Origin of the sequence: Candidatus Oscillochloris fontis (genome assembly GCF_004138135.1) — a bacterium.
GTDB lineage: Bacteria > Chloroflexota > Chloroflexia > Chloroflexales > Chloroflexaceae > Oscillochloris > Oscillochloris fontis.
In genome coordinates, this window is sequence record NZ_RYFD01000004.1 from 37,168 (window position 1) to 58,159 (window position 20,992).

General features: G+C 58.8%; 16 protein-coding genes. 8 read left to right on the forward strand and 8 right to left on the reverse strand.

Annotated features, from left to right (window positions below; all coding sequences use genetic code 11):
• Nucleotides 1–270 precede the first annotated feature (270 nt).
• On the reverse strand, nt 271–1,392 hold the full coding sequence (locus tag EKD03_RS03070) for a DUF4367 domain-containing protein (RefSeq protein WP_129627289.1): 1,122 nt from the start codon (nt 1,390–1,392) through the stop codon (nt 271–273).
• A 381-nt stretch (nt 1,393–1,773) separates the two neighbouring features.
• Here EKD03_RS03070 and EKD03_RS03075 point away from each other — a divergent pair, with 381 nt between their 5' ends.
• Together EKD03_RS03075 and EKD03_RS03080 are read left to right on the forward strand one after the other, a co-directional pair.
• Nucleotides 1,774–2,775, forward strand: coding sequence for a GNAT family N-acetyltransferase (locus tag EKD03_RS03075; RefSeq protein ID WP_161569166.1), 1,002 nt, complete (start codon nt 1,774–1,776; stop codon nt 2,773–2,775).
• A gap of 5 nt (nt 2,776–2,780) precedes the next feature.
• Entirely contained in the window at nt 2,781–3,872 is a 1,092-nt protein-coding gene (locus EKD03_RS03080) for a C45 family autoproteolytic acyltransferase/hydrolase (RefSeq protein ID WP_129627295.1), read from the forward strand.
• 63 nt (nt 3,873–3,935) lie between these two features.
• Here the strand turns inward: EKD03_RS03080 and EKD03_RS03085 are convergent, their stop codons facing one another.
• Entirely contained in the window at nt 3,936–6,299 is a 2,364-nt protein-coding gene (locus EKD03_RS03085) for an RCC1 domain-containing protein (protein WP_238613356.1), read from the reverse strand.
• A 668-nt stretch (nt 6,300–6,967) separates the two neighbouring features.
• Here EKD03_RS03085 and EKD03_RS03090 point away from each other — a divergent pair.
• On the forward strand, nt 6,968–8,542 hold the full coding sequence (locus EKD03_RS03090; protein WP_129627298.1) for a pectinesterase: 1,575 nt from the start codon (nt 6,968–6,970) through the stop codon (nt 8,540–8,542).
• 22 nt (nt 8,543–8,564) lie between these two features.
• Here the strand turns inward: EKD03_RS03090 and EKD03_RS03095 are convergent, their stop codons facing one another.
• The 5 genes from EKD03_RS03095 to EKD03_RS03115 all read right to left on the reverse strand — a co-directional run bounded on the left by EKD03_RS03095 (nt 8,565) and on the right by EKD03_RS03115 (nt 12,541).
• Complete coding sequence (locus EKD03_RS03095) at nt 8,565–9,353, reverse strand: anti-sigma factor (RefSeq protein WP_129627303.1); 789 nt, start codon at nt 9,351–9,353, stop codon at nt 8,565–8,567.
• A gap of 24 nt (nt 9,354–9,377) precedes the next feature.
• Nucleotides 9,378–9,977 carry a sigma-70 family RNA polymerase sigma factor gene (locus EKD03_RS03100; protein ID WP_129627307.1) on the reverse strand — a complete coding sequence of 200 codons (600 nt, stop codon included), beginning with the start codon at nt 9,975–9,977 and terminating at the stop codon, nt 9,378–9,380.
• A gap of 185 nt (nt 9,978–10,162) precedes the next feature.
• On the reverse strand, nt 10,163–11,020 hold the full coding sequence (locus EKD03_RS03105) for a RibD family protein (protein WP_129627554.1): 858 nt from the start codon (nt 11,018–11,020) through the stop codon (nt 10,163–10,165).
• 5 nt (nt 11,021–11,025) lie between these two features.
• The gene (locus tag EKD03_RS03110) at nt 11,026–11,724 is read right to left on the reverse strand and encodes a phosphatidylserine decarboxylase (protein WP_129627310.1); all 699 of its coding nucleotides are present in this window, start codon (nt 11,722–11,724) and stop codon (nt 11,026–11,028) included.
• A gap of 127 nt (nt 11,725–11,851) precedes the next feature.
• The gene (locus EKD03_RS03115) at nt 11,852–12,541 is read right to left on the reverse strand and encodes a helix-turn-helix domain-containing protein (protein WP_129627313.1); all 690 of its coding nucleotides are present in this window, start codon (nt 12,539–12,541) and stop codon (nt 11,852–11,854) included.
• Between the two features lie 344 nt (nt 12,542–12,885).
• Between EKD03_RS03115 and EKD03_RS03120 the strand changes: the two genes are divergently transcribed.
• The 4 genes from EKD03_RS03120 (at nt 12,886) to EKD03_RS03135 (ending at nt 17,603) form a co-directional block, all read left to right on the forward strand.
• On the forward strand, nt 12,886–14,928 hold the full coding sequence (locus EKD03_RS03120; protein ID WP_129627316.1) for a S9 family peptidase: 2,043 nt from the start codon (nt 12,886–12,888) through the stop codon (nt 14,926–14,928).
• Entirely contained in the window at nt 14,925–15,185 is a 261-nt protein-coding gene (locus EKD03_RS03125; protein ID WP_129627319.1) for a hypothetical protein, read from the forward strand. Before EKD03_RS03120 ends, EKD03_RS03125 begins: the two co-directional genes overlap by 4 nt.
• Before the next feature lie 435 nt (nt 15,186–15,620).
• On the forward strand, nt 15,621–15,887 hold the full coding sequence (locus EKD03_RS03130; RefSeq protein ID WP_129627322.1) for a DUF4212 domain-containing protein: 267 nt from the start codon (nt 15,621–15,623) through the stop codon (nt 15,885–15,887).
• A gap of 18 nt (nt 15,888–15,905) precedes the next feature.
• A complete protein-coding gene (locus EKD03_RS03135) occupies nt 15,906–17,603 on the forward strand; it encodes a sodium:solute symporter family protein (RefSeq protein WP_129627325.1) in 1,698 nt (565 codons plus the stop codon).
• Here the strand turns inward: EKD03_RS03135 and EKD03_RS03140 are convergent, their stop codons facing one another.
• Nucleotides 17,604–19,409, reverse strand: coding sequence for a B12-binding domain-containing radical SAM protein (locus EKD03_RS03140; RefSeq protein WP_161569167.1), 1,806 nt, complete (start codon nt 19,407–19,409; stop codon nt 17,604–17,606).
• 448 nt (nt 19,410–19,857) lie between these two features.
• Between EKD03_RS03140 and lysS the strand changes: the two genes are divergently transcribed.
• Nucleotides 19,858–20,985 carry a homocitrate synthase gene (gene lysS, locus EKD03_RS03145; RefSeq protein WP_129627331.1) on the forward strand — a complete coding sequence of 376 codons (1,128 nt, stop codon included), beginning with the start codon at nt 19,858–19,860 and terminating at the stop codon, nt 20,983–20,985.
• Nucleotides 20,986–20,992 lie beyond the last annotated feature (7 nt).

Sequence of the window (20,992 nt, forward strand, 5' to 3'; positions counted from 1 at the left end):
TGCACCCTGGTTGTTGACCACAGAGGACGCAGAGGAACGCAGAGGAAGAACCGGAGGTTGTACCCGCAGGTATCTCGAAACCCATCCCTCTGCGTACCTCTGTGTCCTCTGCGGTTGAGTTGTACCCGCAGGTATCTCGAAACCCATCCCTCTGCGTACCTCTGTGTCCTCTGCGGTTGATATGCTTTACCATCAAGGATGCGGAGGGGCTTCACCACGATGAAGCCCCTCCTTAACCAAACGCCAATACGGCGGCAGCCGCCCCCATTCCTACCGCAAACCCTCAGCCACCTGAACCGCCTCATCACCCGTCAACTTCCCGGCGATGAGTAGCTTAATCCCGTCCTCTTCCCAGGTCAGCAGGCTGCCCTGTCCCTCGGCGGTGATCAGCGTTGCGGGCTGGCCGCGCACCGTGATCTGCTGCACGTTGCTCCCCGCTGGCGGTTCGCGGTCATCTTGCATGTCGCCGTTGCTCTGCACCAGGCTCATGCTGCTATTCTCGCTCTTGTAGTTCATAATCACCGTATCGGTGCCGACCACGCGCACCTCAACCAGCAACATCTCGGCAGGCAAGAAACTCGGCTCACGCAGCGTAAAGCTCACACTCGTGCGCGCCTCGTCCAACGTGGCCTGCTTCGGCCCCATCTCGGCGATCAGGTCAGCCGCTTGCACCACGGTCGCATCGGCGGGCGGGGTGAAGGTGAAGAGATCCGCGCTCATTCCGGCATTGACCTCGATGCTGCGCACTTCCACACTCCCATTCCCAAAGTCGCTCGCATCCAGGGTGAGCTTGAGTGGCATCGCCAACTCTGCGTCCACCCACATCATACCCTCGATGATGCCATCAAGCTTGAGGTTGGCACTCGTCTCGGCGCTCGGAGTCACTTTCACCTTCCAGGTCGCTTTACCCGCCACCTGTTCCTCACCCAGCACTTCTAGGGTCACCGCATCCAAGCCCTGCTGCACAATATCCTGCAACACCACGGTCGCTCCAGCGGGGCTATTCGGCGCATACTCCTTCATCTCCGCCGCCGTCCCGGTGACAACCGTATTCTCACTGGGGTTATAGAGCCAGAACTGCTCGCCGTCACTCACCACTAAGGAACCCACCATCTCTGGCTGGCTGGCCTCAAGGATCTGGGCGCGCACCCGTGCCTTGGGGTGTCCATCTTCAGCAGCAGGCAGTTTCTGCATCCAACCCTCAATCACCAGATTGCCCGACTGCTCCGGCGAGGTGAAGCTGATCGCCACAACTGCGTGCAGATCGTTCGTACTCTCCCGCGCCGCCTCCATCTTGGCGACGATCTCTTCCGCAGTTGGCAACTGCGTTGTACACGCGCCCAAGAGCAGCGCACTGATCAACAAACTGATAAGCATAAACCAACGTCGCATAACGCCTCCTCTTTTGAATCTGGATTCTCGCTACTTCTGTTGTACCATACTCAAGTGGCTCGATTCTAGATCATGTCTGTGATCCAGATGTTAGAGATTGTTACCAAAAGTAGGGGCGAAGCATCGCCCGCCACACCAGTTCGTGTTCCGCAGACCACCTAGTGGGCGATGCTTCGCCCCTACGACCGATCCCGGTTGGGTCAAAAGGCTGATGGCTACACCGGGTGTACCCGGTACGATATGCTACAGTTCGACACAAAGGGGGAACGTTTCGCAGAGTTGACGCAAAGGCGCAAGGACGCAAAGGTTGTTAAAGGCTTTGCGCCTTTGCGTCTTGGCGTCAAAACGAATAATTCCCCCCACCCCAACGGAGGCACCCTGATGTCCACCAACCTACAGCGCACCCCGGTTCTTGCCGGTATCCAAATGCGCCGCTTTTCCGGCAGTGACGCCGATTTTGCTGCTGCGGTCGAGATTACCAACCAGGTCTACCCTGAATACCCCGATACGGTTGATGAGTGGCGCTTTGGTGATGCCAATCGCCCTGCCCATGTGCTCCAGGTACGCTGGTTCGCCGATCTGGATGGGGTTCCGGTTGCCTATGGCACCTACCACCACCACGAGGGTATGTACCATCCGCAGAAGTTCGGTCTCTTCGTCTATGTGCGCCCAGAATACCAGGGGCGCGGCATTGGAGCCGCGCTCTATGATCACCTGATCAGCGATCTCGAACCACAGCGCCCGATCATGCTTCGCTCGCGCACCCGCGCAGATATGCAGCGCAGCCTGCACTTCTTGTTGGATCGCGGCTTTCAGGAGGGCATGCGTGAGTGGGAATCGCGCCTTGATGTGGCTGCGTTTGATCCCACACCCTATGCCGATCACGAGGCCATCCTGCACGCCGAGCGCATCCGTGTTATCACCGTGGCCGAATTGCTCGAACACGATCCGGCCTGCCGCGAGAAGCTCTGGCAACTCGAAACCGAACTGATGCACGATGTCCCGCATCCCGATGCACCGACCGAGATAACGCTGGAGTCCTTCGAGAACTGGATCTTTAAGAATCCCAACTTCTTACCGCAAGGCTTCTTTGTGGCCCTCGATGGCTCCAACTATGTTGGTCTGAGCGCCCTCTGGAAGAGCCAGGCCGATGCCACCGAACTCTACACCGGCCTGACCGGGGTGCGCCGCGCTTACCGCCGCCGGGGCATTGCGCTGGCACTCAAACTGCGTGCCATTGCCTACGCCCAACAGCACCAGATCCGCACCCTCAAGACCTGGAACGAGTCCAACAACCGGGCCATGCTGAGCATTAACGAGATGTTGGGCTTTGTGAAGCAGCCCGCGTGGGTCAATTTCGCCAAGCAACTGCGTGAGGGCTAACCCGTATGCCCCTACCATACTTGCACCTGACTGGCAGCCCATACCAGCAGGGCTGCCAACACGGCGCGGCGCTGCGTAGCGCGATTGGCACCAATCTCGCCATCTACTTCGCCCGCTTCGAGCGTGAACTGCACCTTACGCGTGCCGAAACGCTGCGCCGCGCCCGCGTCTATGCCGAGGCGCTAGAGTCCCAAAGCCCCGCCTACGCCGCTGCGATGCGTGGGATTGCCGATGCTTCGGGCTACAGTTACGCCGAGATCGCCGCGCTGAATGTGCGCTACGAGCTCTTCTACCACCAGTTCGGTGTCAATGCCATGGCTGATGGTTGCACCGCTATTGCGCTGCTCCCCACGGTGACAGCCGATGGGCATCTGTGGCTGGCCGAGAACTGGGACTGGATCGCCGGGGTGCGCGGGGCCATCCTACACAGCCGTACCGAGGACGGCATGACGATCCGCGCCTTTACCGAGGCCGGGATCGTAGGCGGCAAGATCGGGTTCAACTCGGCAGGGCTGGGGCTACTCATCAACGGCCTCACCAGCAGTGAGGATGATTGGGCACGCTTGCAGCGCCCCTTCCACCTGCGCTGCTACGAGATCCTGCACAGCCGCAGCCTCGATGCCGCCATCGCCATCGTCATGGATGCACCGCGCTCCTGCTCGGCCAACTTCCTACTGGCTCAAGTACCCGATCGCGCCGTTACCATCGAGAGTACACCCCACCGCGCCGTGCTGCGCGCCGCCCAAACGGGCTACCTCGTCCACACCAACCACTTCGTGGATGCCGCACTGCTTGGCGTCCACGAGCCACCCGTCGAATCCTGCCCGCACTCCCATTGGCGCCTCGAACGCAGCGAACAACTCCTGGCTGGTCAGCGCAACCTCGGTCTCAGCCACCTCCAAGCCCTCCTGCGCGATCACCAGCAGCACCCGTATGGGATCTGCTTCCACATTGATCCCGCCGAGCCACCCACCGAACACTACCAGACGGTCGTCTCGGTGATTATGGATCTGCATGCCCAGCGCTTCTATCTGAGTGACGGGCCGCCGTGTGTGCATGCGTATGGGGTTGATGCCGAAGGGTCGCTCGCCGTATAGTAGCGACCCACTCGACGTACCTCTAGGGCGCTTAGAAATGTTCTCTGAGCATAACTAAAGGCATCAACTCCTCGATATTACAGGCAGGTATACGAAGAAGACTGTCACATCCACAGGAGTTGTTCGATACGCGATGGTGCCTACCCCCAGTTGGCCATACACATCCCAACCCCAACATGTCACCCCGCCGCCAGTGGTCAGGGCGCAGGTATGCACGTCGCCTGCGGCGACGTCCGCTACCCCACTCGAAAGCCCCACCACATCCATCGGTATGCTGCGCTGGGTCATCATCCCGTTGCCCAGTTGGTAATACTTGTTCCACCCCCAGCAGGTGACTCCGCCGCCGGTGGTCAGGGCGCAGGTGTGCGCGTAGCCTGCGGTGATGGCCGCCACCCCGCTCGACAGCCCATTCACTGCCACCGGTGTCATGCGCTGGTTCGTCGTCCCGTCGCCCAGTTGACCATACCAGTTCCATCCCCAGCATGCAACCTCGCCACTGGTGATCAGGGCGCAGGTGTGCGCATAGCCTGTGGCGATGGCCGCCACCCCACTCGAAAGCCCCTCCACCTGCACCGGTGTGCTGTGATTGGTTCTCGTCCCGTCGCCCAGTTGGTCTTCTGCGTTCCTTCCCCAGCATAAGACCGCGCCGCCGGTGGTCAGGGCGCAGGTATGATTATCGCCTGCGGCAATGGCCGCCACCCCGCTCGAAAGCCCAGCTACATTCACCGGCGTGCGGCGCTGGGTCGTTGTCCCGTCGCCCAATTGGCCATACCAGTTCGCACCCCAGCAGGTGACCCCACCGTCGGTGGTCAGGGCGCAGGTGTGAGACCCGCCTGCGGTGATGGCCACCACCCCGCTCGAAAGCCCCGCCACATCCACCGGTGTGCTGCGTTGGGTCGTCGTTCCGTCGCCCAGTTGGCCAGACCCGTTCGCGCCCCAGCATGTGACCCCGCCATCATCGGTCAGGGCGCAAGTGTGAGACCCGCCTGCGGTGATGGCCGCCACCCCGCTCGAAAGCCCCTCCACATTCACTGGTGTGCTACGCTGGGTCGTCGTCCCGTCGCCTAGTTGGCCAGACTCATTATTGCCCCAGCATGTGACGCCGCCGCTAGTGCTCAGGGCGCAGGTATGATCGTCGCCTGCGGCGATGGCCGCCACCCCGCTCGAAAGCCCCTCCACATTCACTGGTGTGCTACGCTGGGTCGTCGTCCCGTCGCCCAGTTGGCCAGACCAGTTCCTTCCCCAGCATGCGACCCCGCCGACGGTGGTCATGGCGCAGGTATGATCGTCGCCTGCGGCGATGGCCGCCACGCTGCTCGAAAGCCCCTTCACTACCACCGGTGTGCTTTGCTGAGTTGTCGTCTCGTCGCCCAGTTGGCTATACCCGTTCCTTCCCCAGCATGAGACCGCGCCGCCGGTGGTTATGGCACAGGTATGATCGTCGCCTGCGGCGATGGCCGCCACCCCGCTCGAAAGCCCCACCACATCTACCAGTGTGCTGCGCTCGTCCGTCGTCCCGTCGCCCAGTTGGCCAGACCAGTTTGCGCCCCAGCAGGTAACCGCGCCGCCGGTGGTCAGGGCGCAGGTGTGAGAACCGCCTGCGGTGATAGCCGCTACCTCGCTCGAAAGCCCATGCACTGCCGTCGGTATGCTGCGCTGGTCTGTCGTTCCGTCACCCAGTTGGCCATTCCAGTTCCTTCCCCAGCATGAGACCGCGCCGCCAGTGGTCAGGGCGCAGGTGTGAGAACCGCCTGCGGTGATAGCCGCCACACCGCTCGAAAGCCCATTCACTGCCGTCGGTATGCTGCGCTGGATCGTCGTCCCGTCGCCCAGTTGGCCATACCCGTTCGACCCCCAGCATGTGACGCCGCCATCGGTGGTCAGGGCGCAGGTATGATAGTCGCCTGCGGCGATGGCCGCCACCCCGCTCGAAAGCCCCGCCACCTGCACCGGTGTGCGGCGCTGGATCGTGATCCCGTTGCCCAGTTGGCCAGACTCGTTATTGCCCCAGCATGAGACTCCGCCACTGGTGGTCAGGGCGCAGGTATGATAGTCGCCTGCGGCGATGGCAACCACCCCGCTCGAAAGCCCATTCACTGCCACCGGTGTACTACGCTGGATCGTCGTCCCGTCGCCCAGTTGGCCAAACTCATTATTGCCCCAGCATAAGACCGCGCTGCCGGTGGTCAGGGTGCAGGTGTGAGAAATGCCTGCTGCGATGGGTGTTGTATGCTGTGCAGAGGCTATGTTGGCATCCAACATGGTCGCAGGAAGTTCATCGTTCGGATTGGTGGGGGACAAGGCAACGATATCAGATTTGCTTGTCACCGAGGGTACGGATTGGGGAACCCATGCGGCGGCAGGAGCCGCATTACCGATCAGCAAACCTAGGCAGACCAGCGATGCAAGTAGCCATTGTGTTCTCATTAGATTCTTTCTAATATGGGTTCCGGTGATGGTTAGGCATGCACGACATTTACAAACCGTGTTCTCATACAATACCCTCGCCAAAAGTAAGTGTTCACGATTGGGGTAAAAAACCTTCGCGTCTTCGCGTGAACAATAACGTTTCTCTTACCCCAAGTGTGAACAGTTACCGCCAAAATCATACCGCGATCAACTCCGTTTCAGCCGGATGAATCCGACCAAGTTGGTTCTGTTTGATCACCCCGTAACTGTTCACGCTGCCCCGAACATCAAGATTTTGACGCAAAGACGCAAAGGCGCAAAGCCTGCAACAAAACCTTTGCGTCTTCGCGCCTTTGCGTCAACCTGTCGTTTTGGGTAGGAGTGGCAATCCGTTTACCCCCATCGTGAACGGATACGATCACCCCAACGATACGACAAAAGCCCTTTGCGTGCGAATCGTTCGACGGCACCGCATCCATGGTGCTTCCGATGTTGCGCAAATGTTTGATTGTTAAAGAACCAATGAGCGGGTCATTTTGGCGAGAGTCTTGCACGGTGACACGAGTTATAATGATACCTCAAAGCCTATGTTCACCTCTCCCGTGATCCATGGCTGAGGCTATACCATAGCTGTGGGGATTAATCCGCACACTTGCTATCCTAACTACTACAAAGGAATTGCCTGTATGCGTAAGCTCATTCCCCACGTACTCACCATTTTGGTTAGCTTACTCCTCTTTGGGGTCAGCCAGATCTTTGCGCATCCTGGTGTTACATCAACAACACTACCATCCGCATTTACCTATCAGGGTCAACTCCTTGATGGTGATCAGCCTGCGAATGGTACCTATAGCCTAACATTTCGGCTCTACGATGCGCTTGTTACGGGGACACAGATTGGGAATACCGTCGTTGTGAACGAGGTAACGGTTACGCACGGTATCTTCACGGTGCAGCTAGATTTTGGAACCGGGGCTTTTGCGGGGCCACGCTATCTTGAAATCGAGGTGGGCAATACCCTCCTCAGCCCACGCCAACCCATCACCCCTGCGCCAACGGCCCTCTATGCAGCAAGTACCCCCTGGACAGGTCTCATTGGCATACCTGAGGGTTTAGCCGATGGCGACAATGATACCACCTATACTGCCGGTATCGGCTTGGCTCTTGAAAATACTACCTTCCGTGCCCAAGGCAGTCCTTACGCCCAGGTGATCACCGTTGCCACGAGTGGGGGCGACTTCACCAGCATTCAAGCAGCAATTGACAGCATTACTGATGCTGGCGCAACCAAGCCGTACCTCATCTTCATTGCCCCTGGCATCTACACCGAACATGTAATCCTCAAACCCTACATAACCCTCGAAGGATCGGGAGAAGAAGCCACGGTTATCCGTTGGACGGGCGGCGATCAGTATTTTTTGAGTGGAAATGCGAGCGTCACACTTACCGGATCAGCGCATGCAACTGTGCGCTCCATGACTATTGAAAGCGATGGTACTGGGAAAACGTATAGTATCGCATCCTACAATCCTAGTACGGCGACAACAACGTTTCAGGATGTTATGATCAAAGCGGCTGGTGGTACGGAAAACTACGGAATTTATAATAATTACGGATTGATTAAAATGAACAATGTTCAAGTTCATGTAAGTGGAGGGACAAGTATCAATAGGGGTATAAATTTGTCTGGAAATTTCCATCTAGACAATATAACTATCACCGTTACAGGTGCAGGTAGCTCAACTAATCAAGGCATTTCTATTAGTGGCGCAGGCTCCATCATGAACCTGACCGCCACCGTTACCGGTGGTAACAGAAGCACTGCTATCCACAATGAAGCAATACAATCAACACCAACCCTGATGAATGTGATCGCTTCTGCATCGGGGGCAACCACAGACAACTATGGTATGTTCAATTTTGCCGCCAAACCGAAGCTGATCAATGGAATCCTCACCGCGACGGGTGGCACCAATAGTTATGGTGTCTTCAGCACCTTTATGTCAGAACCTACGCTGACCAACGTGACTGCGACTGCGACGGGTGGAACGAAAAACTATGGTATCTATACCCTTGGCACGAGCACCGCAACGAGCACCGCAACGATCTCTACGTCGGTATTCACTGGAAGTACCAACAGTGCCTATCAGTCGGGTAGTATCGTAAAGATTACCCAGAGCCAACTCAACGGCCCGCTCTCCACTGGGTTGACCTGTTTCGGTAACTACAATGCAAACTTGGCTGCCGTGACGTGCCCATAGGGTACCCAAACTTCCCGCAAGCTCAAAACTTCCCAGAAGTTCGCGTATAAACCCAACTCGCCCCGGCCACCCCCACCAGCACCAAGCCTAGCAGCAACACCACCACCGGCGGCACCCCGGCGGGTGCCGGAGCCGCCTTGCCCATTGCTACTTCGGGTGTCGCACTCTCGCTCATGCTCATGGTTCCCGCCGCCATTTCAGCATCACTCGGCGCGGTCTGACGCGCCATATCGCTATTCACCATCGGCTCGCTCGGTAGCGTCATCACCGATGCCGACTCAGTCGCAGTGACCGGCTCGGAGTTGGCGGGCAGCGCCATCGTCCCGGCAGCGGCCTCCGGTAGCGCTGTCGCCTCGACCGGCAGCATCATCGCGGCGGCACTCTCGGTGGTTACCGGAGCTGCCTCATACAGTGCCGGGGCGGTGGCTTGCACCATCATGGGGGCCGGTGCTGCCGCCATCTGGCCGCTCATTCCGCCCAGCATCTGGAGGCTGGCCAACAACACCAACATCAGACCGGCCAAGCCACTCCCAAGCTGGCCAAACCAAACCAGCGCCCATCCAGAACGGCGCGGCTGTACTTTGGCCGGATCGAGCGTAAACGAGCGTGGCGGAGTCCGCGTGGGCAACTCGCGCAGCAGCGCGGTGGTGCTACGCAACTCCTCAAGCTCAGAGCGCAAACGCGGATCGTCGGCCAAACGCCGCTCAAGATCGCTGCGTGTCGGCCCCTCAAGCTGGCCATCCAGATAGGCCGAGAGCAATTCCAGATCCTGCTCTGGCAGAGGCGAAAATTGTGGCTGGGGTGTCTTCATGGTGGTATCTGTCGCGGTGTGCTGCTACCTATCTTCATGACGAAACTTTGCCGGTAGCAGTTCCCCGGCACGCAGAATATCGCGCAGCCGCGCCCGCCCCCGGCTCAACCGCGACTTGACCGTACCGAGACTGGTAGCAGTGATGGCCGCGATCTCATCATACGCCATACCCTGAATATCACTCAGAATAATCACCACGCGCTGATCTTCGGGGAGTTGGGCTAAGCCCTGCTGAATCGCCGCTGCCAACTCGTGGCGCAACGCAACCTCATCGGGGTGTTCGTGGGGGTCGGGCAGATCGAAGCCGCGCCCTTCATCATCGGATGTCCCCAGCGCATCGAGCGAGGTGGATGGGCGACGCTTGCGGGCGCGCAGCACATCATAGCAGGCATTGGTGGCAATCCGTAGCAACCAAGATCGGAACAGACCGCCGCGAAAGCGGCCCAGATTGCGGTACGCGGAGATGAACGTATCTTGGGCCACATCCGCTGCCGCTTCGGCATCGCCCAACATACGGTAACACAGGTTATAGACCCGCGACTCATAGAGTCGCACAAGCTGGTTGAACGCCTCAACATCGCCTCGCTGGGCCGACTCGATGATGCGCTCTTCTTCATTCAACATAGCGGCACCGGCGCTGCCTCACTGCGGCGACACGGGTTGTATTATACCCTAAGCGTAACTCTTCACACTTGGGGAAACAGCAGCCTTGTGTTGACGCCAAGGCGCAAAGACGCAAAGGTTTCGATGGGAGCCTCTAGGGAAATCTTTGCGCCTTGGCGTCTTGGCGTCAAAACGTGAGTAACAGTTTAAAGCAACGCCAGTCGCTGAAAAAGATAATCCCCGGCCCGCCGCAAGCTCAAGAGGCGCAGACGCGGCGGATCATCGGGGCTAAACCCTACCCCCTCGATCAGACTTGGGCGCGGTGGACGCCCCGGCGGGCTACCGATGATGATCGGGCTATTGGTCAGGAAGGTCTCGTCGAGTAGGCGCTGGGCCACCAACGTCCCATAGATCATGGCCCCACCTTCACTCAACAGGCTACGCACCCCCATGTGCTGGCGCAGATCGGCACACAAACCGATCAGATCCACCGTTTCACTGCGTGAAATATGGTAGCTCACCCCTGGGCGCTCGCCCAAGCGTGTATAGGCCCGCGTCGCCCCCGCCGGGGTGGTGGCAATCAGCACCGGTTGCGGATCACCCCGCAAGGCGGCGGCATTGGCGGGCAGATCGCCACTGCTGGTTACTACTACCAATAGTGGAATGGGCGTGCGGCCTTCCGCCAAACGCAGATCCGCAAAGAACTGCGCATCCGCTGAAAACGCCTGCGTCGGCGTCCACAGATGTCGCCGCGCCACCTGAAGCGTCCCCGCACCAGTCAGGATGGCGTCGGCACGCGCCCGTAGCAACCCCATCAGCCACGTATCGTGGGGGGCACAACGGCTTACCGCGCCACCCCCAGATCGCCCCGGCTCGGCAAAGGAGATGCGCCCATCGTGGGAAGCAACAAAATTGGTGAAGGTGTAGGGGCGATCTGCATGCGCCGGGGGCAAATACCAGTTACTGGCATAGATCGCCTGGGCTGCCTCTGGAAGACCGACTCCCAAGTGGGGGGCATCGTCGAAGAGCAGCGTGTAAGCGCTACCGGGGCCAATCGGATTCATGTGCGTCACGAACTCGCCAGATCTCCAATGCGGCTCAACCCGGCAACCACATGGTGACCAGATTCAACCAGGATGCGCGCCACATCGCGTTGCAGATAGAGATCTGTTCGCGATCCAAAGCGCACGGTTCCTAACCGTGTCCCAGGATTGACCGCATCACCAACCGCGACTTTAGAGACAATTCGTCGCCCAAGTGGCCCCGCGATCTGGACAATCAAGATCGGCCCCCAGGCCGTCTCAATGCCAATATAGACCCGCTCGTTACGATCACCTGCCTGCACATTGCTCACCGGGCCATACTCGCCATTGACATGCTCCATGTAGCGCACCGTCCCCGCCGCTGGGCTGCGACAGACCGGCACATCAATCGGTGAAACCGCAATTGCCATCCGCACACAGTCGGTATGCAAGAAGCGATGTTCATAGATCTCATCAATCAGGAGCAGACTGCCATCAGCCGGAGCAAAGATCGCATGGGGATCAGATGGGGTTACGCGCTCAGGATCACGGTAGAGGGCCGCCGCGAGGGCCGTAAGCGCAAGGGGCAAAGGCGCAAAACGCGGGCGTAACCCCAAGGTTAAGCCGGTAAGCCCCAGGCCAATACCGAGCAACGGGGTCGCCTCTGCGTCAAAACCAGGGATGCGTGAGGAACGCTCCTTGGCTGGAGTCTGTGGTGGGCTAGGTTCTGGTGTATGCGCTTCCATAACCTGATTCTAGCATGGCTAGAGGTCTCGCGCAATAGAGGGACGGCGAAGCCACCCCCGAAGATCTTTTTTGGTGGTATTTGGCGGTATAGCCGCCAAATACCACCAAAAAAGAAAGATCGTTCACCTACCCCTCGGCCAAGAGAGTCGCAATATACTGCAACGACGCTCGCCGCCCCTGGGGGTGCAGTTTGCGCCACAGCGTAATCAGATGTTCTTCATCTGCACTTATCCCCGTTACGAGCGGGGGGGCGCTCAACAATTCACTACTCACCGCCTCAATCGTAGCGATGGCCTCAACCTCTACGAATGGCTCCGCTTCAGGAGCCACCTGTTCAGCAAGATTCCCACCATTCTTCATGACATGATTGGCCACTACCAGATTTGCCATCTTCAGGCTGTCAATCTCTAATACCTCAGCAATGCTCATCGCCTGATCGGCATCGGGTAAGGTATGGCCATTCAGGTAGTTGCGTAGTGCCCCATCGCTGATTTTGGTTTGCTTCGCCAGTTTGGAACGGGTTCCCCACTGATTGATCTGATCTTGTAACCATTCACTAAAGACAGGCGCAGCTTCGGGCAAGAAATCCATACGCTGGCGCACATCATCTACAGGGATATCCAACCTCTCGCTGATGCGATCTATCGTCTTCTGACGTGGACGTTGGGTCTTGCCTGCGATAAATTGACGCAGCGAGATGGTACCAACGTCAATATCATCAGCGAATGCGTTGATCGAGATACGACGATCCATCGCAGCATGGAAGAGAAGTACCGAGAGTGGTAACTTCTCAGGATAGGCGCTCGTGGTGGACATGTTTGTCTACTCCTGATGATCGCTAATCTACCAATTGGTTGTACTAATGCGATGAGAAATAGCGTGAATGTTGATATGATTCTATTAAAATGGAGTATAAATCTATCGAACGATACTGTCAAGCATAGATTCTCCGAATCGGCGCTTTTTGTGTGATTCCGTGTTATTTCATGGCATTTTCCTGAAAAGAGTCATCGAATCAAGCACATCTATCGCCTATTACGCTTCACAAGCCGCCCATACGCCCCTCCTTGGGCAAGCCAATGTGTTACAATAGAAGGTGATCAGACTTGTCATGTGCTCTGGTGTCGCAGCATATAGAATTGAGAACTCTGAGCAAATTCGTGACTAGCCATCGCCAACCTTTCACTGTTGAGGATCTCTACGATCTTGCCTGGCTGGAAGATGCCCAAATCAGCCCGGATGGTCAGCAGATCGCTGTGGTTCAGGTTTCGGTTGATCGACAAGCCAACGGCTACCAACGATCAATCTTCTTGGTGCCCGTGGATGGCGGGCCAATGCGGCGCTTTACGTCCGGGAGCGGTCAGGATCGTCAACCCCGCTGGAGTCCCGATGGGCGTGCGCTGGCGTTTGTCTCCACCCGTAACCACCCCCAGGGCCAGATCTATCGCATTCGCCTCGACGGCGGCGAGGCGCAATGTCTCACCGCGCTCCCCAATGGGGCCAGCGATCCCGTCTGGAGTCCTGATGGCCGCATGATCGCCTGTCTCTCCAGCGTGAATGCCGAGGAGCGCAGCCGCGAGGAGCGTAACGAGCCACCACCCGCCCCCAGCGATGCGTGGGCCGCTCGCCGCGCCCAAGAAGAACGCGCACATGCCGAGGCCCAACGCTTCGACCCGCGTGTGATTACGAAGTTGCCCTACCGCAGTGGTACGAGCTACTTCGATGATCGCCACCGTCATATCTATGTGATCGAGGTGCCGGCTGGTGATCTCGAAGCCCCACCGACCCCGCGCCGTATCACCCACGGCGATCTGCACCACGCCGCACCAGCTTGGATGCCCGATGGCTTGAGCCTGCTCACCACCGCCAGCCGCGATCCTGATGCTGACTCGCTCTTTGCCTATGAGGATGTCCTGCGGGTTCCTGTGGATGGCGCATCCGCCCAACGCCTCACCGGCGCTGGTTATACCTGCCTCACGCCCCAATCCGCCCCCGATGGCAGCCAGATCGCCTTCCGCCGCATCCGCGAGGATCGCCTGCTTGCCGATGGTGCCCACGTGGCGGTGATGCCCGCTACGGGTGGCCCCATCCAAGAAGTGACCGGCGCAATTGACCGTAATATCGATCAGTTCGCCTGGGATGCCGCTGGTCAGTCAATCTATCTCCTCTCCGGCTGGCATGGGGTTGCCCATATCAGCAGCAGCGGGTTGCCCGCCAACTCCACCTATACCACTGTGGTGGGCGGCGCACGCCTCATCAGCGAGTTCTCGGTTGCCGGTGATGGAACCCTCGCCTGGATTGCCGGGAGTACCGAATATCCATGTAACCTCTATGTGCGGCTCCCCGATGGCAGCGAACGCCAACTTACCCAGATCAACCAGCAACTCCTCGATCAACGCATCATCACGCCCTTTGAGGAACTGCACTATCTGGCATCCGATGGGGCTGACGTTCAGGGATGGGTGCTCTATCCACCCGACTTTACACCAACCAAACCCGCACCGCTGGTCGTTCATATCCATGGTGGCCCGCACGTCATGTGGGGGCCGGGTTATCGGTCTATGTGGCACGAGTGGCAGACTATCGCCGCCAGTGGCTACATCTGCTTCTTTTGTAATCCGCGTGGCAGCGAGGGCTACGGTACCGCCTGGCGTGAGGCCATCCACGGTAATTGGGGCTATGCCGACCAAGGCGATATCCATGCCGGGATTGATCTCCTGATTGCTCGTGGTCATGTTGATTCGCAACGGATTGCGATCACTGGTGGTTCCTATGGTGGCTATATGACCGCATGGATGATCAGTCACAGCGACCGCTTCTGTTGTGCGGTGGCTGCCCGTGGGGTCTACAATCTGCTCACCGAACATAGCACCAGTGATGCCCATGAATTGATCGAACACGAGTTTCGTGCATACCCATGGGAAAATGCCGCTCAACTCTGGGCGCATTCGCCCCTTGCCCACGCGCATCAGATCACAACCCCCCTGTTGCTGCTGCATAGCGAACAGGATTACCGCGTGCCGATTAGCGAGGCCGAGCAACTCTTTGCCATCCTACGCCGTCAAAAGAAGACCGTTGAATTGGTGCGCTACCCGCGTGAAGGCCACGAACTTACCCGCGCCGGTGAACCCAATCATCGCGCCGACCATATGCGCCGCACGCTGGCTTGGTTTTATCGCTACTGCCAGGAGACCTCACCATGAGCGATCAGACCCTTCGGCAGGACCCACAGCAGTGGGATAACCTGCAACCCGATCAGGTGATTGACCACCTGATCTATGAGATCTACAATCCAGTCAGTCTGCTCGGCAGCCAACTGAAACGCCTTACCGATGATGATGACCCGCTCTCGGAGGAGGATTATGAGTCCATCTTCGAGCAGATGCACCACGCAGTGCGCCAACTCAGCCGCACGGTGGTTCACCTCAAGCGCTATAGCGAAGGGCGCAAGGTGCGCTAAGCAATAATCAAGGTGGGGGTGTTGGTGGCTATGCCACCAACACCCCCACTTTTTGTAATTTCCGCGTATTTTACCGAAACTTTACACAAACCTTAACCTACGTTCAAAAAACCCTGCTACTATACATATCACCGTGATATGGAACCTATAGCCCCGGACTCTGAAAGTCACTGGGTTGCACCCCGCTCGCAACGAGCATGTGGTGTTCACTATGGCTTTGTGCGTCCATCTTGGGGGCAGAGCATGGGCAAAGTCCTTGGGGCTGCGCCCCAAACCCTACGTTTTTGTTGTTTTTTGGCGGCGAAGCCGCCAAAAAACAACAAAAAAAGATCTTCGGGGGCGGCGAAGCCGCCCCCGAACCCCCACCGGAGGTGATGGGGGTAGGCACATGCTCTGTGTCTGTCGGGTCGTCGTTGTGTGTAAAGGAGTAGTGGTATGTCGAAGCAGAGTGCGGAAGAGCGAGCCATTGGGTACTGGAAGGCCAATATCAGCCTGATCGGTATTCTCTTGGCGATTTGGGCGATTGTCTCGTTTGGGCTAGGGTACCTCCTAGCGAACCCACTGAATGGGATCATGATTGGAAATGTGCCCTTCCCCTTCTGGATGGCACAGCAGGGCGCGATCATCACCTTCGTGATCTTGATCTTCGCCTACGCCAAGATTATGGACGGCATTGACGCAAAGTTTGATGTGAACGAGTAGGTTTAAGGAGCCAGCTTTATGAGTGAAGTGATGATTTGGACGATTGTATTCGTCGTCCTCTCCTTTGGTCTCTATATGTACATTGGCTTCGCCGCCCGCGTGCGTGACACCAAGGGCTTCTATGTTGCCGGTCAGGGTGTGCCAGCCATCGCCAACGGCGCCGCTACTGCGGCAGACTGGATGAGCGCCGCGTCGTTCATCTCGATGTCGGGTCTGATCTCGACCATGGGTTTCGATGGTGCGGTCTACCTGCTGGGCTGGACGGGTGGCTACGTGTTGTTGGCCCTCTTGCTGGCTCCTTATCTGCGTAAGTTTAACAAGTACACCGTTCCCGACTTTGTGGGTGACCGCTACTACTCCAATGTTGCGCGTGCCGTTGCTGCCGTCTCGGCGGTCTTCATCTCGATGACCTACGTGGCCGGTCAGATGCGTGGCGTGGGCGTGGTCTTCAGCCGCTTCCTCGGTCTCGACATCAACACAGGTGTGGTTGTCGGTATGATCATCGTGGCCTTCTTCGCCGTGCTCGGCGGTATGAAGGGCATCACCTGGACCCAGGTGGCGCAGTTCTTCGTACTGATCGTCGCCTTCATCATCCCGGCGGTGGCCATCTCGATGAAGCTGACCGGCAACCCCATCCCGCAGTTGGGCTTGGTCTTCAGCGACATTGTGCCCAAGCTGAACCAGCTCCAAGTTGACCTCGGCTTCAAGGAGTATACCCAGCCCTTCCGCTCGCGCTCGATGATTGACGTGATCTGCATTACCTTCTCGCTCATGGCCGGTACTGCTGGTCTGCCCCACGTTATCGTGCGCTTCTACACCGTGCCGAACGTGCGCGCGGCGCGCTACTCGGCTGGCTATGCGCTGCTCTTCATCTCCTTGCTCTACCTGACCGCCCCGGCGCTAGCGGTCTTCGCTCGCTACAACCTGATCCAGACCCTGCACAACAAGCCGCTCACCGAAGTGCGCCAGTTGGATTGGGTCAATAGCTGGGAAAAGACCAAGCTGCTCAAGTTCGATGACAAGAATGCTGATGGGATTGTCGAACTGAAGCCAGTCGCCAAGGACTCGGAAATCACGATTGACAACGACATCATCGTGCTGGCTACGCCTGAGATTGCGCAACTCGCGCCCTTCGTGATCGGTCTGGTTGCCGCTGGTGCGTTGGCCGCCGCGCTCTCAACGGCGTCGGGTCTGCTCCTGGTGGTCTCAAGTTCGGTCGCTCACGATATCTACTACCGCCTCATCAACCCCAAGGCGAGCGAGGCCCAGCAGTTGCTGGTCGGTCGTATCGTCATCTTCATCGCGGTAGTCGCGGCAGGCTACTTCGGTATCAACCCGCCCGGCTTTGTGGCTGAGGTGGTGGCCTTCGCCTTCGGTCTGGCCGCTGCGAGCTTCTTCCCGATCATTCTGCTCGGGATCTTCGACAAGCGCACCAACAGCCAGGGTGCCATCGCGGGTATGTTGACGGGTATGATCTTCACTGCCGGGATGATCATTATGATGCGCTCGGTGCAACTGCTCGGTACGGCCACCCCGATCATGACCGACTTCATGGGCATCTCGGCTCAGGGTGTGGGTGTGGTTGGCCTGATCCTCAACCTCGTAGTGACGCTGGTGGTCTCGCGGGTCACCCCGCCCCCGCCCGCTCACATCCAGGAGATGGTCGAGAGCGTGCGCGTGCCTCGTGGTGCGGGTTCGGCTTCGGCTGCTCACTAATCATCTGGCCCTCACCCCCCTGCCCCCCTCTCCCGCTTGCGGGAGAGGGGGGTTCGCTTTCACCACCATTCGCCCCTGCTCCTTAGCCCACGCCAGCGCCTCACCCTGTTGCTCGGCATCGGCTCCCTCCAGCGCAATCCCCGCGCCTCCGGCGACTCGCCACGCTCCTAACGGTAACACCTCCCCCGCCACGGCCACGTAGCGCCACAGCACCTCGGCCACACCTGCGTATGCCTCCGGCTCCACCTGCGCGACCCACGGCAGCACCAGCCAGAGCCGCAGCCGCACTTGGGAGTCATTCAGGTAGACATTCACGCGATCTAGGTAACTGGGTTGGTAGGGGAGTGCCCTACGCCAAGCACGCAGCGCTTCAACCCTCGGCAATTCATCCCTGACATGCAGGAAGAGATCAACCACACTACTCGGATTGGCTTGCATCAATGTATGCAGATCAGGTGTACACGAGTCGAGATCTTCAATGTTGAGATGCTGGACGATCTGGAACGTGCCTGCGGGCTGTGTGGCGCGCACCGGCGGCATACCCTCGCGGCCATCCGGGGGATACCCCGCCTCCGCCTTCAACTCGCGCCGCAAGTGGCGCAACTCGACATAACTCAGGCCGGACGTGGCCAGAATCGTGTAGGGCGGGCGCTCCTGAAAGATGAGGCCGTGCTGGGCGGCTTCGCGGCGCAGGCGTGTACCCGGTAGCACCTGGAGCATGAAGGTGTCGTAGTGGGCTAGCCCGTGGGCTTGCAGGAAGGCGCGGGTCGTGGCCACTCCCGCCGCATCATCGCCGGGGAGACCGAGAATGACATCAAGCAGCACCTCAATCCCCGCCGCTCTGAGCCGCTGCACCCCCGTCAGCCAGCGCTCTAAGTCGGTGTGGCGCGTAATGGTGCGCAGCACGACCGGGTTGGCACTCTGCAAGCCCACCTCAACCACCGCCACGTTGGCGGCTACCAGCGCTGCCACTGCTGCATCATCCAAATACTCGGCGCGCAGTTCGGCATAGAAGGTCTGCTGGCGATCCGCATTCAGTTCGGCCAGTGCGTACATGAGTGGCCAGAAGATCGGTTGCAGATTGAGGTTGGCCTCGACAAAGTGAACTCGCTTGATGCCCCGCTCGCGACCCCATGCGATCTCGGCCAGCACCCGTTCGAGGCTAAAACTGGATTGCTCGTTATGGCGACCGTAGAGGCAGTAGCTACAGGTGTAGGGGCAGAAGCGCGAGATTTCGATGGGTTGCAGGCTATCCAACGGCAGATCGAGCCAGCCGGTGAGGTAGGGGGAGGGAAGTTGCATGAGGTCAGGGAGGGGCGTATGCGGCGGAGCGAAGAGCGGGGCCACCCCCGTGATCCGTGCGCGAGCGGCGGGGTCACACCCAGCCACCCACCAAGCCAGAATCTCCACGAAGGTGGCCTCACCTGGCCCCACCACCGCCAGATCAACCGCCGGGTGGTGCAGAATCCAGGGGTTGTCGGGCTGCACTTCGGGGCCACCCACCACCACCACCACATGCGGCAGGTATTCTTTGACCCGTTGGGCGATGCTGAGCGAGCGCTCGCTGTTCCAGCTATAGAGCGAGAAGGCCAGCAGATCGGGGGCATGCGCAACAATCGCCGCCACCACCGCCGCATCCCCGCCATGATCGACGAGAGAGCGGGGGAGAATGTTGAAACGCACGCGCTTCGCCCACCCCTGGGCTTGTGCATAGGCCACGAGGTAGCCGATAGCTAAAGGGGTGTTGAGTAGTGGGCTGCTCGGCACCGGCAACTGGGTCAGCAAAACTGAAGGGAATGACTGCATAGGTGGCTCAACGCCCCCGCCTCCCCCGCGCCTGCCCGTCTTTACTTTCTCAAAACTTCTGGGTTGGGGGAGTATAGGCGAGGATGGGGATTCTGTCAAATCAAAAAAATCTATTTGACATCTTTTGCCCATCCTGCTATACTCCGCCCGTCAGCCAACGAGCAAAGTAAGTGAAGACTAAACGGCCATGCCCATTGCCATCTCGAAGCAGGTTAAGCGCGTGAAGAAGCCAGCCCACCGGTCTGGTTAGCGTTGCTTGCACGAGGTATCGAGTGTAGGCCCGGCTCACCAGACTAGGGGTGAGGCGGGTCTTTTGCGTTATACCGCGAATGTTGGGAGTTCGTTATGAAGCAGTGTCGCTTTATGCCAATGACGGTCGTCTATACGCCACGCCGTTGCCGCCCCGAGCTGTTCGGCTCGTGTCAAGTCAGACAGGAGTTGCTAGGCCATGTCGTTCCCTGATCAGTTCTACTTCGTTGAAACCACCCTCCGTGAGGGTGAGCAGTTCGCCGGGGCACGTTTTACGAGTGAGCAACGTGTTGCCATTGCCGATGCGGTTGATGCCTTCGGCGTGGAGTATATCGAACTCACCTCGCCCGCTGCCTCACCCCAGAGCGCCCGCGACCTCGCCATGATTGCCCGCCGGGGACTCAAGGCGCGCATCCTGACCCACATCCGCTGCCACATGGACGATGCTCGCCTCGCGGTCGAGTCGGGGGTCAATGGGGCCAATCTGCTCTTTGCGACCTCTGAGCAGTTGCGCCAGGTGAGCCACGGTCGGACCCTCGATGAGATTATCGAGCGCGCCGTTGAGGTCATCGCCTACCTCAAGAGCCACGGCCTTGAAGTGCGCTTCTCCTGCGAAGATAGCTTCCGTACCCCCCTCCCCGATCTCATTCGCGTCTACAAAGCCATTGACAGCCTGGGCGTTAAGCGCATCGGACTCGCCGATACCGTCGGCGTTGCTTCGCCACGCGAAGTCTATAACGTGCTTTCCGCCATCCGCGCCGAAGTGAGCTGCGACATCGAGTTCCACGGCCATAATGATAGCGGCTGTGCAATTGCCAACGCCTTCTGCGCATGGGAAGGTGGCGCAACCCATATTGACGTGACGGTGCTGGGTATCGGTGAGCGCAACGGTATTGCCTCGCTGGGCGGCATGATCGCCCGCTTGGCGGCGATAGACCCGGCGTTGGTCTCCCGTTATAATGTCGAGATGCTCAACGAGATTGACCAGATGGTCGCTGAGATGGTCGGGATAACCATCCCCTTCAATAGCTGCATCACCAGCCCCACTGCCTTTACCCACAAGGCTGGCATGCACACCAAGGCGGTGCTGGCCGATCCGCGCAGCTACGAAATCCTCGATCCGAGTATGTTCGGGCGCACCCGCACCGTGGCGGTGGCGCATCGCTTGGTGGGTTGGCACGCGATTGCCGAGCGTGCCCGCGAACTGGGCATCTATCTGAGTGAATCCCAGGCGCGCGCCGCTGCCGCCCGTATTAAGGCGCTCGGCGATGAGCATGATATTGATGGCACGACGGTTGATGAGTTATTGTACGAATACGCGGAGTAAATACAGG

What these genes read in the sequence shown, in the direction of transcription:
- EKD03_RS03070 (WP_129627289.1), bottom strand. Translation starts at nt 1,392, where the DNA reads ATGCGACGTTGGTTTATGCTTATCAGTTTGTTGATCAGTGCGCTGCTC.
- EKD03_RS03075 (WP_161569166.1), top strand. Translation starts at nt 1,774, where the DNA reads ATGTCCACCAACCTACAGCGCACCCCGGTTCTTGCCGGTATCCAAATG.
- EKD03_RS03080 (WP_129627295.1), top strand. Translation starts at nt 2,781, where the DNA reads ATGCCCCTACCATACTTGCACCTGACTGGCAGCCCATACCAGCAGGGC.
- EKD03_RS03085 (WP_238613356.1), bottom strand. Translation starts at nt 6,299, where the DNA reads ATGAGAACACAATGGCTACTTGCATCGCTGGTCTGCCTAGGTTTGCTG.
- EKD03_RS03090 (WP_129627298.1), top strand. Translation starts at nt 6,968, where the DNA reads ATGCGTAAGCTCATTCCCCACGTACTCACCATTTTGGTTAGCTTACTC.
- EKD03_RS03095 (WP_129627303.1), bottom strand. Translation starts at nt 9,353, where the DNA reads ATGAAGACACCCCAGCCACAATTTTCGCCTCTGCCAGAGCAGGATCTG.
- EKD03_RS03100 (WP_129627307.1), bottom strand. Translation starts at nt 9,977, where the DNA reads ATGTTGAATGAAGAAGAGCGCATCATCGAGTCGGCCCAGCGAGGCGAT.
- EKD03_RS03105 (WP_129627554.1), bottom strand. Translation starts at nt 11,020, where the DNA reads ATGAATCCGATTGGCCCCGGTAGCGCTTACACGCTGCTCTTCGACGAT.
- EKD03_RS03110 (WP_129627310.1), bottom strand. Translation starts at nt 11,724, where the DNA reads ATGGAAGCGCATACACCAGAACCTAGCCCACCACAGACTCCAGCCAAG.
- EKD03_RS03115 (WP_129627313.1), bottom strand. Translation starts at nt 12,541, where the DNA reads ATGTCCACCACGAGCGCCTATCCTGAGAAGTTACCACTCTCGGTACTT.
- EKD03_RS03125 (WP_129627319.1), top strand. Translation starts at nt 14,925, where the DNA reads ATGAGCGATCAGACCCTTCGGCAGGACCCACAGCAGTGGGATAACCTG.
- EKD03_RS03130 (WP_129627322.1), top strand. Translation starts at nt 15,621, where the DNA reads ATGTCGAAGCAGAGTGCGGAAGAGCGAGCCATTGGGTACTGGAAGGCC.
- EKD03_RS03135 (WP_129627325.1), top strand. Translation starts at nt 15,906, where the DNA reads ATGAGTGAAGTGATGATTTGGACGATTGTATTCGTCGTCCTCTCCTTT.
- EKD03_RS03140 (WP_161569167.1), bottom strand. Translation starts at nt 19,409, where the DNA reads ATGCAGTCATTCCCTTCAGTTTTGCTGACCCAGTTGCCGGTGCCGAGC.
- lysS (WP_129627331.1), top strand. Translation starts at nt 19,858, where the DNA reads ATGTCGTTCCCTGATCAGTTCTACTTCGTTGAAACCACCCTCCGTGAG.